This is a genomic window from Staphylococcus sp. ZWU0021, from assembly GCF_000798895.1.
GTDB classification, from domain to species: domain Bacteria; phylum Bacillota; class Bacilli; order Staphylococcales; family Staphylococcaceae; genus Staphylococcus; species Staphylococcus saprophyticus.
Window position 1 is genome coordinate 449,510 of sequence record NZ_JTLN01000027.1, and the last position, 15,588, is coordinate 465,097.

Sequence of the window (15,588 nt, forward strand, 5' to 3'; positions counted from 1 at the left end):
TAAATTGAAAGCTATTCACCCATGCAAATATGGGTTAAGTTGTTCATCTTCAACAGTTGTATATGGTCCATGTCCAGGGAATAATGGTAGGTCCTCTTCAAGCGTAAATAATTTATCAAGTATCGAATCTACTAAAGTTTCATAATCTCCTTTATATAAATCCGTTCTACCGATACCTTGTTTAAACAAGGTGTCTCCTACAACTGCAAAATCTTTAAATACAAAAGTTAAACTACCTGGTGAATGACCTGGCATATGCAGGACATTGAACTCAAAGTTAGCAATATTTGTCTGGCCTTCAGTTAATGATTGTGGTGTCACTGAACTAATAACTTGTGGAAGGCCATATTGTTTGAATTTTTCTGAACCGTTTTTTTGAGTATCTGTTAAAAAATCAAATTCTGCTTTATGCATGTACACGGGTACTTGATACTTTTCTACAATAGCATCTAATGCACCTATATGGTCAAAATGTGCATGCGTTAATAAAATTGCAGATAATGGCTTATTAATTTGATTTAATTTTTTAATAATCAAGTCGCTATCACTTGCAGGATCAACTAAAAGTACATTTGTCTCATTTTCTATAAAATAAGCATTTGTATCGACCAATCCTAAAGTTAAACTTGATATTTTCATTATGCTTACCCTCCATTATTCAAATGGTTTTCCACAGATTTTAGTTTATCATTCATTTTACGTGATTTATCTCTTCTATCATCAATTCTAATATTTGTACAAACACGATCTAATCCTTTGTCAAAAGGTAACTCATGAATTGCTTGCACAACTTCGAATAGATCTTTCAAGTCACCTTCAATTAAAGTATTCATAGGTGTCAGTTGATAATCTATTTTCCCTTGATTTTTATACTCTTTTAATTTCGTTTGTATTTCAGCAATATATTTACTTACACTTGGCCCTTCTGTACCAACTGGTATAACGACTACATCTACAATTGCCATTATTTTGCACCTTCCTTTTCAATTACATAAGTATATATTAAACCTGCAGCACCTGTAATGCCTGCATCATTGCCAAGTTGCGCTTGTACGATTTCAGTATCTTTCTGTGCTGGAGTGAAAGTTAAATTATGATATTCCGTTTTAATGTTTTCAATCAAAATAAGTCCCGCAGTTGACATACCACCACCTAAAACAATGTATTTAGGGTTACTCGTTACACTTAAAATACTACATAAATAAGCAATATAATTAGCAACGCGTTCTGTGATAAATATGCAGAATTGATCTCCTGCTTTCGCCGCATCAAAAACAGCTTTTGCAGTTACATTATTTTCTTTTATTAATTGGAGTATAGATGACTTAAAAGTTAATTTTGGATAATAAAAGTTAACAAGATTAACTACGCCTGTAGCAGATGCAACTGTTTCAATACAACCCGATTTACCACAATTACATTTAAAACGTTGGTCATGGTCTACTCGGAAATGACCAATTTCAGCTCCTGAACCATTGTGTCCATGTACGATTTCGCCATTCGAAATAATACCTCCGCCAAGTCCTGTGCCAAGTGTAATTGCAACTACATCATCAACACCATTACCTGCACCTTTATGTTTCTCTCCTAGTGCAGCTACGTTAGCGTCATTATCAACATAAACTGGACAATCAACAAATTGTTTGAAAATATTCCTAACATTTACTGGTTCCGTCCAATATAAATTGACTGCACCGTTAACTTCACCCGTTTCAAAATTAACAGGACCAGGAACTCCTATACCAACACCGATAACATCAGAAAAAGTATAATCAGATTGATCAATATATGCGACAAAAGCATTATAAATATTTTTCAACAATTGATAACCCGTTGTATCTGATGTATCCGTGTTAATTGACCATTTTGAAATACGATTTAAATTTTCATCAAAACAACCTAATTTACAAGTTGTACCACCTATATCTGCTGCTAGTATGATTTTATTCATATATTACTTACTCCTTCTCTGACTAATGATTAATCTGCATTTTAAATATTCATCTTTTGATATAAGATTATAATCATATAAAGATTTTATCTCTTGTTCCATCATTTCATACATATCCGCTTTATCTTTAAAGTATATAATAAAGCCGAATTTTTTTAAAAGTTGCTGAACATCGTAAAATGAATTAATTTTCTGAATCACTATTATCGCTCAATTCTTTATTTAAATTAATATAATCTCTATTATTTGGATTAGCTTTTAATGCATTTTTGATATACTTTTTAGCTTTATCATTATTATCCAATGATCTATTTGCAATTGCGAGTTGGTAATTTAAGATACCTGAATTAGGGAAATATCGTAAGCCACGTTCCCAAGATGCGATGCCCTCAGCTTTAGAATTTTGTGTTGTTTTAATCAATCCACTTAAATAATATGTTTCATCATCTGCATAGCTTTTATTGATTGTACGTTGAACCATATTTTTCGCTTCATCATAATTACCTTGTTTCATTTCTTTAGTAATAATGCTGTTATAGATATTATCTTCCTTAATGGTGAAAATTCTAACCTGAGCAGCTAAAAATAAAACAAGAATAGTAATTAAAATAATCCAAAAACGTGTTTTATTCGTTTTGAAATAATATCCCATTAATGTAATCAATAATCCGCCAATAAATCCACCAATATGGGCCACGATATTTATATTTTGCATAAATAAAGATAAACCAATCATAATGACAAGTACAATTAATAATTGACCGATAAGCTTACGATTAAATTGTTTGCCTATATACATAAATGTGAAAATTGCACCAATAAGGCCAAAAATCGCACCGCTAGCTCCTACCGAAACGGTATCAGTATTAAAAGATAAAGAAGCAAAGTTACCAAATAAACCAGCTACCAAATAGATAACGAACATACGCCAATGACCTACAATTGATTCAACTATTTTACCAAATATGAATAAACTCAACATATTCATTAATATATGTTCAAAATTATAATGTAAAAATATAGATGTTATCAAACGATACCATTCACCATGAACAACATTAAAATGCACTAATCCACCAACATCTAAAAGCTTTAAATCTGAGGAACGATTTAAAAACAATACCATAAATAACCAAATCACAACATTTAATATGATTAAAGCATAGGTCACTGGAGAAAACTTCAACATGTGTTTTTCAATTGGATTCGTATTTAAAGCACGCTGTTTATAATACCCTTTTGTTTGCTTTGTATTTCTTTTATATAATTGTTTGATAAAGACATTAGGGAGCAAGCGTTCCATATGATCTACTTCTCTAATTATCTTGACCTTAAATTTTACTGGATGATTTTCATTTAAATTTTCATCTGTAAAATGCTTATCAGTAAAAATAAACAATTCATAATTATTAGGTTCAAAACCTAGAAAAGTACTGATATCTTGCTGATTTTCTTGGATTCTGCTTTTATCAAATCTCACTTCTTGTGTTGAATTTGCTCCATATTTGAAAATAACGATACTACGCTTACGTTGATTCGCTAACCAAACTTCGTTAGTTTCTTGATTTTTATGTACAACATGATAATTTAGATATTTAATCCAAGTGTAAATACACTTCCAATAATGCTTTTCTGTAATCATTTTCCCCTCCATTATCTTGTTGTCGCTATGATTAGTTTTTCTACAGGTTGATCATGTGTTTCAACTTTAAAGTCACTTAATTGAAAATCATAAATTAAACTCATCGTTAGTTGATTATATGTACTGATAAATTTATCAAAGTAACCGCCACCATAACCAATTCTATAGCCACTATCATTAAAAGCTACCCCAGGAACAACTAATAAATCTAATTCATTGGATATTTCAGTCTTTGTATTTATATGATTTATCCCTTTAGCATCTTTATCAATATGCTTTAAATCGTCAATATGTTTAAAAGACATTTCACGCAATTGGTAATTTGTTTCAGGTACAAATACTTGTTTACCATCGTCTAGCATCTGTTGAATCAAAGTATATGTATTAACTTCGTGTGGCATGGATAATACAATACCTATACGAGAAGCAGTGCGGTATTCATCGGTATTAAAAAATTGATTAGCTAAAAACTGATCTGCTCGTTGTTTTTCCTGTTTGTTTAACATAAAAGATTTCATTAATTCAATATGTTTTTTTCTCAATAATTTTTTATCCATTTTGTACACCTTCCCGTAATTCATACTTTTATCATTATAACGTTAATGAATTATAATGTCATTAAACTGCAATTTGAATCACAATTTTTTTATAAGATTTAAGTTATGAAAATTTAAAATGTTAATTATAAATTGATTTATTCACTCATTTTAATAAACCAGATAAAAATAACCAGATTCTAATAGAATCTGGTTTAAATAATATTAATTATTTTGTTTCACGGTGCATAGTGTGCTTGTTATCACGTGCACAGTGTTTTTTCATTTCTATACGTTCAGGATTAGTACGTTTATTTTTTGTAGTGATGTAGTTTCTTTCTCCACATTCTGTACAAGCTAGAGTTACGTTTACGCGCATGCTAATTCCTCCTTACCTTTTCAAAATACGACTAATTAATCATACCATTTAGTTATAAAATTGAAAAGTATTATTTTTCAATAAAGGCGACTATACCAGTATTTTCAATAAAATTGATGCTAAAATATTAATCTTTTGACTTTTCTTTGAAATAGTAATTAATAACATCTCGTCCTAAATCGCCACCATTTAACCATGGCTCAGGTACTGGTTGGTTTGTATATACAATAGAAAATGCAAGCTGTGGATTTTTGATTGGCGCATAACCAATGTAAGTTGAATTAACTCTTGGTTCGCCATCTTGAAATACTTCCGCAGTTCCAGTTTTACCAGCTGATGGTACTTCTGTATCTTTGAAACTTTGATAACCAGTTCCATCTTTTTCGTTAAATGCCATTTTGAATCCTTCTTGTACTTCGTTCACTTCATTTTGTGTATTATTAACTTTATTCAACACTTGACCTTTCACTTTTTCTTTAACTGGCCCAAGCGTTTCTTTGTTAGTCGCTTTTCTAATTTCTAAACCAACATGTGGTTGAACTCTATAACCATTATTACCGATTGTTGAAACGTATTGAGATAATTGCATAGGAGTGTAGGTATCATATTGTCCTATGGCTAAATCAAGGTAATTACCAGGATTGTCTGTTAATGGCTCAATTTGTCCGTTTGTTTCATTTGGTAAATCAATACCTGTTTTCACTCCTAAACCAACCTGATTTAAACCTTTACGCAATTTTTGTCCAGCGCTCGTAATATCGGTTGGTAATGACATATTCGGAGTATAAGGTGATCCGGCTAATTTTAATGCTGTTTTGAACATATAAACGTTTGATGAATGCATGAGTGCTTCTTTATCGTCAATTCTTACTTTACCATCTTGGTTGAAATAAGAATGTTTTGTTAAACCACCAGCGAATTTAAGCGGCTCATCAATCATTTCTTCTCCAACTTTAATTGCATTATTTTGATAGCCAGCAAGTAGCGTGCCGCCTTTTACTGAGGAACCAACTGCATATTGAGAAGTAAATGTTCCAATATCATAATCTGTTAAATCACCATTTTTATCTATTTGCTTACCTGCCATTGCTAAGATATCACCATTATTTGGGTTTTGCACAACAATTAATGCATTGTCCATATCTTTAGCGCCTTCACTACGCAATTTTGAGATTTGCTTTTCTAAATATTCTTCAGTTTTCTTCTGTAAATTTATATCAATACTTAATACAAGATCATCGCCACGTGAACCTGGATTAATTACTTTAGAGTCTATAACTTCACCTGATTTATCAGTGGTATATTTCATTTCTTTTTTCTTACCTTTTAAAATATCATCATATTGATATTCTAAATATGATTTACCTACACGATCGTTTCGAGAATACCCTTTGGCTAAATACTGCTCAGTCAATTCTTTTGGAATACCTTCTTTAGTCGTAGAAACGTCACCGAAAATGCCTCTTAACGTATCACCATATGGATATTTTCTATCCCAATCCATAGTCGTATTTACACCCGGCATATCAGATAATTTTTGCGAAACGGCTGCATACTCTTCATCACTTACATCTTCATTTTTAATTGTTTGTGGATCAAGTGCAGAACCAGACATCATTTCTCTATAAATAGCAAGGATTTGTAAATCTTTATCATTTAGTGAGTTGATTTGATTTTTACCTACTTTATTATATAAAGCATCATCATATTCATCTTGGGTAATATTACCGTCATCTAACAATACTTGCTCGTTTTTCATTAAACTTTTAGCTTTATTTGGATGAAGTTGTATCCAATAATCTTGTTTATCACGATCAGTAATTTTATCTGTATCCATTTTAATAAGTTTTGATAATTTTTCAGCAGTTTTCAATACTTCTGATTGTGAAGTTTTTCTTCCTCTTGCATATGTAATCGCTTTTTTAGAAGCATTGTCGACAAGGACTTTGCCATTCCTATCTAGAATACGACCTCTAGGAACAGCTTCGTTGACTGTCAGGTTTTCACTATTTTTAATAAGTTGCTTATAATGAGAACCTTGTGCAATTTGTAAATATCCTAATCTTAAAACAATTATCGCAAAAATGAATACAATGATTCCAAATATAAAGCTAATTCTTTTATTCATCGTATTTCTAATTTTTTCATCATTTGATTTTTCTTTTAATCTTTTTAGCAAAACAGCATACCTCTATTCAATAGTTCTCACTACAAATGATATATGAAATCAGTCAATATTTCTATTATTTTAGTTAAAAAAATGACGACCTTTGAAAAGGCCGTCATAATCGTCCGCGCAATTATTTTGCAGCGTTATATAATTCGTCAACTTTTTCCCAATTAACAACATTCCAGAAAGCACTAATATAGTCTGGACGTTTATTTTGGTATTTAAGGTAATATGCGTGTTCCCAAACATCTAATCCTAAGATTGGTGTTTTACCTTCAGTTAATGGGTTATCTTGGTTAGGTGTTGTAACGATTTCTAAGTTACCGTTATTCACAACTAGCCATGCCCAACCTGAACCGAAACGAGCTGCTGCTTTGTCAGCAAATTCTTCTTTAAATGCATCTAAAGAGCCCCATTGTTCTTTAATTTTATCAACAACAGTACCTTTTTCTTCTGAGTTTGGAGTTAATAATTCCCAGAATAGTGAGTGGTTTAAGTGTCCACCACCATTATTTCGAACAGCTGTTTGAATATTTTCTGGAACACTGTCTAAGTTTGCAACAATTTCTTCGATTGATTTAGATTCTAAATCAGTTCCTTCTACTGCTGCATTTAATTTAGTTACATAAGTGTTATGGTGTTTGTCATGGTGAATTTCCATTGTTTGTTTATCAATGTGTGGTTCCAATGCATCAAAACCATAAGGTAAATTTGGTAATTCAAAAGCCATAAATAATCATCCTCCTAATTAATCTTTAAATAAAGCATAACAATTATTAATGATGACAACAATTAATATGCTTAAACATTAATTGTAATGTCATAATATAGTATTTGTTATCTTTAGTTACTCTATTAGTATATCTCAAAAACAGCTTATTTAAACATGTTTATCAAACAATTTTAAAAATTCACTTTAATTCATACTAATGACCTATGTTTAAAAAGAGATAAGCTTGTAGAAAGAATGAATTTGTCACGTTTTACATTAAATCAATTACTCATATATTATGCTTTTTGGCACGATTCGCATATGCCATAAACTTCTAATTTATGTGTGTGAATATCTACTTTTGGTAAAAATGCTTTAATTTGATCAATTGGACAAAAATCTATTACTTTTGTATCGCCACAGGATTCACAAATAAAATGATGGTGATGATGATCAGTACATGCAATTCTGAATTTCATTTCTCCATCTAATTCAGTACCTTCTACAATACCTAAATCTTTAAATAAATGTAAGTTTCTATAAATTGTATCGAATGAAATGCCAGGGTAATTTTTGTCCATTTTTTGTTGTATTATTTTTGCATTGATGTATTTATCTTCTTCTACAAAAATATCAATCATTTCACGTCTTTTATTTGTATATTTGTGTCCATGATTTTTAATAATGCCAATAGCTTCTTCAGTCTTCATCTTTAGCAACTCCTTTAATCGATTTTACTTTTAATCTTTGATACATCATCGTTATTGCTAAAATAAGTACAAGTAGTACTACTATTACACCGCCAGGAGATATATTCATATAAAATGCTAGAACAAGTCCAGCGATAACAGAAAACTCTCCAATAATCACGCTCAATATAATTAATTGTTTAAATCCTTTAGTTATTCGCATTGAAACTGCTACTGGTAACGTAATTAAAGCACTTACCAATAATATGCCTACAACACGCATAGAAGCAGAAATTACCATTGCAACGATAATTATAAATAAAAATTGTATCCATTTTGGAATTCCAATTACTTTACTATATTCCTCATCGAACGATAATATAAATAGTTCTTTATAAAATGAGAAAATAAATATGAGTACGATAACTACAATCACGATAATAGTTGATAAATCACTTAATGTAACAGCACTGATTGAACCAAATAATAGCCCAACTATTTCTTGGTTAAATCCATCAGCGAGTGATATAAAGATAGCACTTAATGCAATACCTGCGCTCATGATGATAGGTATCGCAATTTCCTGATAATTACTATAAGATGTTCTTAAATTCTCTATAAGTAAAGCGCCTATAATAGCAAATAAAATACCAAACCACATTGGGTTAATAAATACAAATGCTGGTATCACCGTTATAATGAACATGCCAAAGGAAATACCTCCCAGTGTAACATGACTGAGTGCATCGGCAATGAGTGACAATCTTCTAACAACGATAAAAGCACCAATAAGTGGTGCAATGAAACCAATTAATATACCACTGATAAGTGAATATCTCATAAAATCAAAATTCAGTAGGGCTTCTATCATGATGAACAACACTCCCTACTATGTTGATGATCAACAAATTGTATTGGATGACCATAAATTTTTGAAATTTCTACTTCGTCTAGAGATTTAAATGCTTCTGTTGTTCCATGGAAATGTAAATGTTTATTGAGACATGCAACCTCTGTAGCTGTATCGGCAACCACACCAATATCATGCGTTACTAGTATAATTGTTACGCCTTCATTTTTGAGTCTTTTCAACGTTTCATAAAATTCACTAACATGTTTTGCATCAATACCACTGGTCGGTTCATCTAAAATTAATACCGAAGGCTCACTTATAAGTGCTCTAGCTATTAAGACGCGTTGTTGTTGTCCTCCGGATAATTCAGCAATGTTTTTATCTATTAAATGTTCTATATTCAGTCTTTTTAATACAATTTCTACTTTTCTCTCATCTTTTTTATTGAACCATTGAAACAGTCTTTTACGTTTAGTTAGACCACTTATCACAACTTCTTTAACACTTGCAGGGAACCCCGCTTTAAAGGCTTGTGCTTTTTGTGAGACGTAACTTATTTTTAACAATGATTGTTTGCCATTATAATCTTTTCCATCCACATATATTTGACCTTTTTGGATAGGTAATAACCCTAGGATAATTTTCAATAGTGTTGATTTTCCAGCACCATTGGGTCCTACAATTGCAACAAACTCTCCTCGATTAATTTTTATATTTATATTTTCAAGTACTTGTTTGTTATCAAAATAATAATCAATATTTTTTAATTCGAATACTGGTGTAGTCATGTTTTCACCTCGTTCTATACTATACAACGTCGAACCCAATATGTAAATAGTAATGTTTCCGAATTAACAAAAAAGAGTAAGCACAAATAGCCTATTTTATATCTAGGATACTTACGCTTACTCAATTCAATATATTAGTTTAATTTTAAACAAACATTATTGTTGTAATATTTTATTTTTTAAATCTTCATCAAATTTTTGCTGTTTTAACATTTCAATTTCTAATTTATATGGTGGTTTTTTATTTTTTTTATCTTCACCTACATAAGGTGTTTCTAATATCTTAGGTATATCTTTAAATGTATCATGATGTACGACATAATTTAATGCATCAAAGCCAATATATCCAAAACCGATATTTTCGTGTCTATCTTTATGTGCACCAATATCATTTTTACTATCATTGACGTGTACTACTTTAATTCTATCTACACCGATAATTTTATCAAATTCATTTAGTACACCATCAAAATCTTCTTTAACATTATAGCCAGCATCATGTGTATGACATGTGTCGAAACAAACCGATAAACGATCATTATGGTTTACACCATCTATAATTCTTGCTAGCTCTTCAAAGTTTCTACCTACTTCAGAACCTTTTCCAGCCATCGTTTCTAATGCAATTCTTACATTATTATCGTTCGTTAAAACTTCGTTTAAACCTTCTATAATTTTTTTAATACCAGCATCTGTACCTTCTCCTACATGAGAGCCTGGGTGTAAAACAATATCTTGTGCACCAAGTGCTTGTGTTCTTTCGATTTCACTTTGAAGAAACTCTACACCCAATTCAAAGACATGGGGTTTAACAGTATTTGCGATATTTATAATATAAGGTGCGTGAACAACAATATTGGAAAGACCATGTGCTTTCATTATCTCATGACCTTTTTCAATATTTAATTCTTCGATAGGTTTTCTTCTAGTATTTTGAGGTGCACCCGTGTAAATCATAAAAGTAGATTCGCCAAATTTATGTGCTTCTTCAGCTGAACCTTCTAACATTTTTTTACCATTCATAGATACATGTGATCCTAATAACATAAAATTCACCTATCCTTTTCTATTTTTTCTATCTTGACGACTTTTCTGTTTACTAAATTGTTTACGTTCCTTACGTTTTAAATCATCTAAATCTCTTTTGAATTTTTTCTTATAGCCTGGCTTTACTTTTTTCTTATTCGTTTTAACTTTATATTTCAATTGATTTGTTAAGTGATCGTCTTTATTATTACGCGTTTGTCGCATATTATGCGCTTTTATTGGTTTTAATTCATCGTCTTTGATATCTACATTTTCGAATTTATAACCTCTTTGCTCAATTAATGCAATATTATGCTCTTCATCAGGACTGTACAATGTAATTGCTACACCTTTGTATTGACCACGTCCTGTACGTCCAACTCTATGTGTAAAGAAATCAATATCATTAGGCACATCGAAGTTAATTACATGGCTTACACCGTCAATATCTATACCACGTGAAGCTAAATCACTTGCAATCACAAATTGGAATTCTAAATTTCTAATTCTTTTCATTTGTTGTTTACGTTCTCTAGGTGTAAGACCACCGTGAATCATCCCTAATTTTAAACCAGCAGCATTTAATTGTTTTGCTAATTCATCTGCACTATCTCTACTGTTACAGAATATAATACATAAATATGGATTTAATATATCGATCAGTTTTAGTGTTTTTTCTATTTTTGCTTCACCTTTTGTAGGTATTAAATAAAATTCGATATTTTTCTTATTTTTTTCTGTGTTTTCAATTTCTACAAATTCTGGATTTTCTAAATATTTATTTAAAAATGGGTGCAATGACTTAGGAATAGTTGCACTAAATACTGCAATATGTGCATTTTCATCTAGTCTTGTTGCTACGTAATCCACTTCATCTATTAGTCCTAAATCAATCATTAAATCTGCTTCATCAATCACCAAATAAGAAGCTAAGTGTACATGTAAATCCCCATGTTTAGCTAAATCGTTAATTCGAGTTGGTGTGCCTATGATAAGTTGCGGTTGGTTCTTAACTCGGCTACGATCTTTTTCGATATCTGTGCCGCCAATGAAGAGTTTTACAGATACGTCTTCTTTGAATCTTGTTAAATGACTTGCTACATCAAATAGTTGTTGTGCTAGTTCACGTGTTGGTGCAACAACTATTGCTTGTGGTTCTTTATAGTCTGTATCGATTGAATTTAATAATGGTAATAAAAACGCATGTGATTTTCCTGTGCCTGTTTGTGATTGACCAATTAAATTCACTTGTTTAATTATCTTTGGTATGACACGTGTCTGTATTTCAGTCGGTTGATTAAAATTCAAATCTTTCACAGCATCTATAAGACCTGCTTCTAAATTAAATTTTTCAAATGGGTGATTTGCCATGTCTTGGCCTCCTTAAATCTTCATCTTGTCTATTATAAAGCAAAACACTATAATTTTGAACTAAATTATTGATTTGGAATCTGACTTTGAACCTTTAAGTAGTCTTTGTAGAGAAATACGCACCTTATCAAAATAATTTCGCAGAACAATCTTACTTTTTACTCTACAGCATTTAAAATGGTTGAGATACTTATTTATATCTCAACCACTTATTAACTTATTTAGTGTATCTACCATAAAAAAGTATCCCTAATAATTCATATAGTATTTTACTATTTGTTGTTTCTATTGATTCGGGCATATTTTGGTTTAAGATAACCTATAAATTTTTAAAATTTTAATTATAGATAGTTGAAGGGATCTGTATTAAGTTTTGACGCTATAATTTTAAAATCTTCTGTTTCATTATTTAACCAATCTACTAATAACTCACATAAACCTTCTTTCATTACATATTCACTGTAATGATTAATATCTAATAGATTCATACCTGCGATTTTTGCATCTAAAGCATCATGGTGTTTTATGTCTCCTGTTACAAATATATCTGCACCTTTATTTATAGCGTCAAATTCAAATCCAATACCTGAACCACCAATAATTGCTACTGTTTTAATGTCTGCATCTAAATTACCTGTAAATCTAACACTAGGCATTTTCAAATTCGTTTTCACATGGTTTACAAATGCCATTGTATTCATCGTTTCTTCCAATTCACCAAGCATTCCCAAGCCATAATCTGCTTCTTTTTGTAATTCTATAAAATCAAATACAGGTGTTTCATATGGATGGTGTTGCATTATAAGTTGTTGAGCTAGTTGTTTCTGATTATAATCAATCATAAATTCTAATTTATATTCTTCAACAGATGAAATTTGGTCTAATTCACCAATGTGCGGATTGGCACCCTCAATCGGTTTGAATTGTCCATTTCCTGGGGTTTCAAAGAAACAATATTGATAATCCCCTTCTTCTGCTAATCCTGCTTCACTTAATTTATTTTTAAAGTCTATTAAATTTTCTTTAGGAATAAAGACTTGAACTTTATAATAGGAGCGTAACTCAGGATTTAAAATACGTTGATGATTTAACTTAAGTTTATTGGCAAGCATTGCATTAACGCCTTTAGGGTAAACATCTAAATTTGTATGTAGTGCAATGACATTCATATCATGTTTAATTAATTTTCTTAAAATTGCACCATAACCATCATCTTGTGTTATTTGTTTGATTCCTTTGAAGATAAGTGGATGGTGACAAATAATGGTATTACAGTGATTTTTTAATGCGTCATCTACTACTTCTTCAGTACAATCAAGTGCAGTCATAATGCCTGAAATCGTTGCGCTTTTATTGCCAATTAACAATCCTACATTATCCCAAGATTCAGCAGAAGCAAATGGAACATGCTTATTAATGATATTCAGTAAATTTTCTATGTTCATTTAAATCACCTCATTAATTAAATTAATATCCTTATCAATTTCTCTTAAACGTTCTGTATGTACATTTGGATTCAAATTACTTTTTATTTTTAACAATGCGTCATGTTCGCGTTTCCATTTTTTATAAAATAATGGGGTTTTATTTTGGAGTAATTTTGGGCCAAATTTTATTTCTTGTTCAGTCATAGGTTCACAATGATTATTATAATCAGCAACAAGTATTTCATAGATGTGACCTTTTTCTTCCAAAATTTCTTCTGCGATTATAGTGTAGTTTAACTTTAATAGTTGCTCACGTATTGCACTAGATTGAATATTACTTTGTAATATCAGTCTAGGTTTGTTTTCTAATTTTTCAGTGCCTTCATTTAATATTTTAGCGATTAATGGACCACCCATGCCACAAATTGATACAGAAGTGACATGGTCTTCGGGTCTTATAACAGTTAAGCCATCTCCGAGCCTAACATCAATTTCATGACTCAGTTTATAATCTCGTACATTGCGAATAGACGCATCAAATGGTCCTTTAATCACTTCCCCAGCAATTGCAGAATCAATTAAATGATTTTCAATGGCATAAATTGGTAGGTAGGCGTGATCTGATCCAATGTCAGCTAAACAATTACCTTGAATAAAAGTACTTACTTTTTTTAATCTCTGATTTAATGGAATCATATTGTTACTCCTCTGATATATGTAAAAAAGGAGCGGGATTGAAATCTAAAAATGTAATTAGATTTCGTATGCCCGCCCCCTACAAAGATAAATTGATTTCAAAATACTTAGCGTGAGTGAATTTAGAAATCAGTCAGTCATTGCTTTAACAATTTATACACAATAACGTGTGGTTTCCAATTTATGTTTATATTACTTGTTAGTCCATAAAGTCTTTTAGACGTTTACTTCTGCTTGGGTGTCTTAGTTTTCTAAGCGCTTTTGCTTCTATTTGACGAATACGTTCTCTAGTAACGCCAAATACTTTACCTACTTCTTCTAATGTGCGCGTACGTCCATCATCCAAACCAAAACGTAAGCGTAGTACATTTTCTTCACGGTCCGTCAATGTATCTAAGACATCTTCTAATTGTTCTTTTAACAATTCATAGGCCGCATGATCAGAAGGACTTTGAGCCTCTTGGTCCTCAATAAAATCACCTAAATGACTATCATCTTCTTCACCAATTGGTGTTTCAAGTGATACAGGTTCTTGAGCAATTTTTAAGATTTCTCTTACTTTTTCTGGTGGTAAATCCATTTCTTCCCCTATTTCTTCAGGTGCAGGATCTCTACCTAAATCTTGTAATAATTGTCTTTGAACACGAATTAATTTGTTAATTGTTTCTACCATGTGTACCGGTATACGAATTGTACGTGCTTGGTCAGCAATCGCACGAGTGATTGCTTGACGAATCCACCAAGTTGCATAAGTTGAAAATTTAAATCCTTTATTAAAATCGAACTTTTCTACTGCTTTGATTAAACCCATATTACCTTCTTGAATAAGGTCAAGGAAAAGCATGCCACGACCTACATATCTTTTAGCAATACTTACTACAAGTCGTAAATTGGCTTCAGCTAATCGAGATTTCGCAACTTCATCGCCCTGCTCAATTTTTTTCGCCAATTCAATTTCTTCTTGAGCGTTTAATAAATTTACTCGTCCGATTTCTTTTAAATACATACGCACTGGATCATTTATTTTTACGCCTGGAGGTGCACTTAAATCATTTGGATTTAATTTGGAATCTTTATCTGAACTATCTTTTTCATTAACTAAACTTATGTCATTATCAGTTAATTGATCAAATAATTCGTCCATTTGATCAGAATCCATTTCGAAATTTTGCAGTTTTTCTGCAATTTCTTCATGACTAAGGTGCCCTTCTTTTTTACCTTTTTCAATTAATTGTTTTTTTACATCTTCTAAAGTTAGAGATGGATCAATCGTTTGTTTTTTAACTTTAACGTTATTTCCAGACATGAAATGGCCTCCCGAATATAATATCAAATTGATATTAAAATA

General features: G+C 31.1%; 17 protein-coding genes. All 17 read right to left on the reverse strand.

What is annotated here, in order from left to right; translation table 11 throughout:
• Positions 1-15 precede the first annotated feature (15 nt).
• The 17 genes from L987_RS07585 to rpoD all read right to left on the reverse strand — a co-directional run bounded on the left by L987_RS07585 (position 16) and on the right by rpoD (position 15,546).
• On the reverse strand, positions 16-639 hold the full coding sequence (locus L987_RS07585; RefSeq protein ID WP_011303020.1) for an MBL fold metallo-hydrolase: 624 nt from the start codon (positions 637-639) through the stop codon (positions 16-18).
• 5 nt (positions 640-644) lie between these two features.
• Positions 645-965, reverse strand: a complete 321-nt coding sequence (locus L987_RS07590; RefSeq protein ID WP_047503905.1) for an MTH1187 family thiamine-binding protein — start codon at positions 963-965, stop codon at positions 645-647.
• On the reverse strand, positions 965-1,951 hold the full coding sequence (locus L987_RS07595) for a glucokinase (protein WP_011303019.1): 987 nt from the start codon (positions 1,949-1,951) through the stop codon (positions 965-967). Before L987_RS07595 ends, L987_RS07590 begins: the two co-directional genes overlap by 1 nt.
• 3 nt (positions 1,952-1,954) lie before the next feature.
• The gene (locus tag L987_RS07600; protein ID WP_037538382.1) at positions 1,955-2,152 is read right to left on the reverse strand and encodes a YqgQ family protein; all 198 of its coding nucleotides are present in this window, start codon (positions 2,150-2,152) and stop codon (positions 1,955-1,957) included.
• Positions 2,136-3,593 carry a rhomboid family protein gene (locus tag L987_RS07605; RefSeq protein WP_047503908.1) on the reverse strand — a complete coding sequence of 486 codons (1,458 nt, stop codon included), beginning with the start codon at positions 3,591-3,593 and terminating at the stop codon, positions 2,136-2,138. Before L987_RS07605 ends, L987_RS07600 begins: the two co-directional genes overlap by 17 nt.
• Positions 3,594-3,604: 11 nt before the next feature.
• Positions 3,605-4,150: a 5-formyltetrahydrofolate cyclo-ligase gene (locus tag L987_RS07610; protein ID WP_011303016.1), complete on the reverse strand. Its 546-nt coding sequence runs from the start codon at positions 4,148-4,150 to the stop codon at positions 3,605-3,607.
• A 208-nt stretch (positions 4,151-4,358) separates the two neighbouring features.
• Positions 4,359-4,508 (reverse strand): 50S ribosomal protein L33, encoded by a 150-nt coding sequence (rpmG, locus tag L987_RS07615; RefSeq protein ID WP_002483181.1) that lies wholly within the window; start codon positions 4,506-4,508, stop codon positions 4,359-4,361.
• Between the two features lie 127 nt (positions 4,509-4,635).
• Positions 4,636-6,687, reverse strand: a complete 2,052-nt coding sequence (locus tag L987_RS07620) for a peptidoglycan D,D-transpeptidase FtsI family protein (protein ID WP_047503910.1) — start codon at positions 6,685-6,687, stop codon at positions 4,636-4,638.
• Positions 6,688-6,808: 121 nt separating this feature from the next.
• Positions 6,809-7,408: a superoxide dismutase gene (locus tag L987_RS07625; protein ID WP_011303014.1), complete on the reverse strand. Its 600-nt coding sequence runs from the start codon at positions 7,406-7,408 to the stop codon at positions 6,809-6,811.
• Positions 7,409-7,686: 278 nt separating this feature from the next.
• Complete coding sequence (locus L987_RS07630; protein WP_002483178.1) at positions 7,687-8,100, reverse strand: Fur family transcriptional regulator; 414 nt, start codon at positions 8,098-8,100, stop codon at positions 7,687-7,689.
• Complete coding sequence (locus tag L987_RS07635; protein ID WP_041080610.1) at positions 8,090-8,950, reverse strand: metal ABC transporter permease; 861 nt, start codon at positions 8,948-8,950, stop codon at positions 8,090-8,092. The genes L987_RS07630 and L987_RS07635 overlap by 11 nt, the downstream gene beginning before the upstream one ends.
• On the reverse strand, positions 8,947-9,720 hold the full coding sequence (locus tag L987_RS07640) for a metal ABC transporter ATP-binding protein (RefSeq protein WP_011303012.1): 774 nt from the start codon (positions 9,718-9,720) through the stop codon (positions 8,947-8,949). The genes L987_RS07635 and L987_RS07640 overlap by 4 nt, the downstream gene beginning before the upstream one ends.
• A 156-nt stretch (positions 9,721-9,876) precedes the next feature.
• The gene (locus tag L987_RS07645; protein ID WP_011303011.1) at positions 9,877-10,767 is read right to left on the reverse strand and encodes a deoxyribonuclease IV; all 891 of its coding nucleotides are present in this window, start codon (positions 10,765-10,767) and stop codon (positions 9,877-9,879) included.
• Between the two features lie 9 nt (positions 10,768-10,776).
• Positions 10,777-12,117 carry a DEAD/DEAH box helicase gene (locus L987_RS07650; protein WP_047503914.1) on the reverse strand — a complete coding sequence of 447 codons (1,341 nt, stop codon included), beginning with the start codon at positions 12,115-12,117 and terminating at the stop codon, positions 10,777-10,779.
• Positions 12,118-12,458: 341 nt separating this feature from the next.
• Complete coding sequence (locus tag L987_RS07655) at positions 12,459-13,562, reverse strand: Nif3-like dinuclear metal center hexameric protein (RefSeq protein WP_047503917.1); 1,104 nt, start codon at positions 13,560-13,562, stop codon at positions 12,459-12,461.
• Positions 13,563-14,240 carry a tRNA (adenine(22)-N(1))-methyltransferase gene (locus tag L987_RS07660; RefSeq protein ID WP_011303008.1) on the reverse strand — a complete coding sequence of 226 codons (678 nt, stop codon included), beginning with the start codon at positions 14,238-14,240 and terminating at the stop codon, positions 13,563-13,565. It abuts the gene before it with no gap.
• A gap of 199 nt (positions 14,241-14,439) precedes the next feature.
• Positions 14,440-15,546, reverse strand: coding sequence for an RNA polymerase sigma factor RpoD (rpoD, locus tag L987_RS07665; protein WP_011303007.1), 1,107 nt, complete (start codon positions 15,544-15,546; stop codon positions 14,440-14,442).
• Between the last annotated feature and the right edge of the window lie 42 nt (positions 15,547-15,588).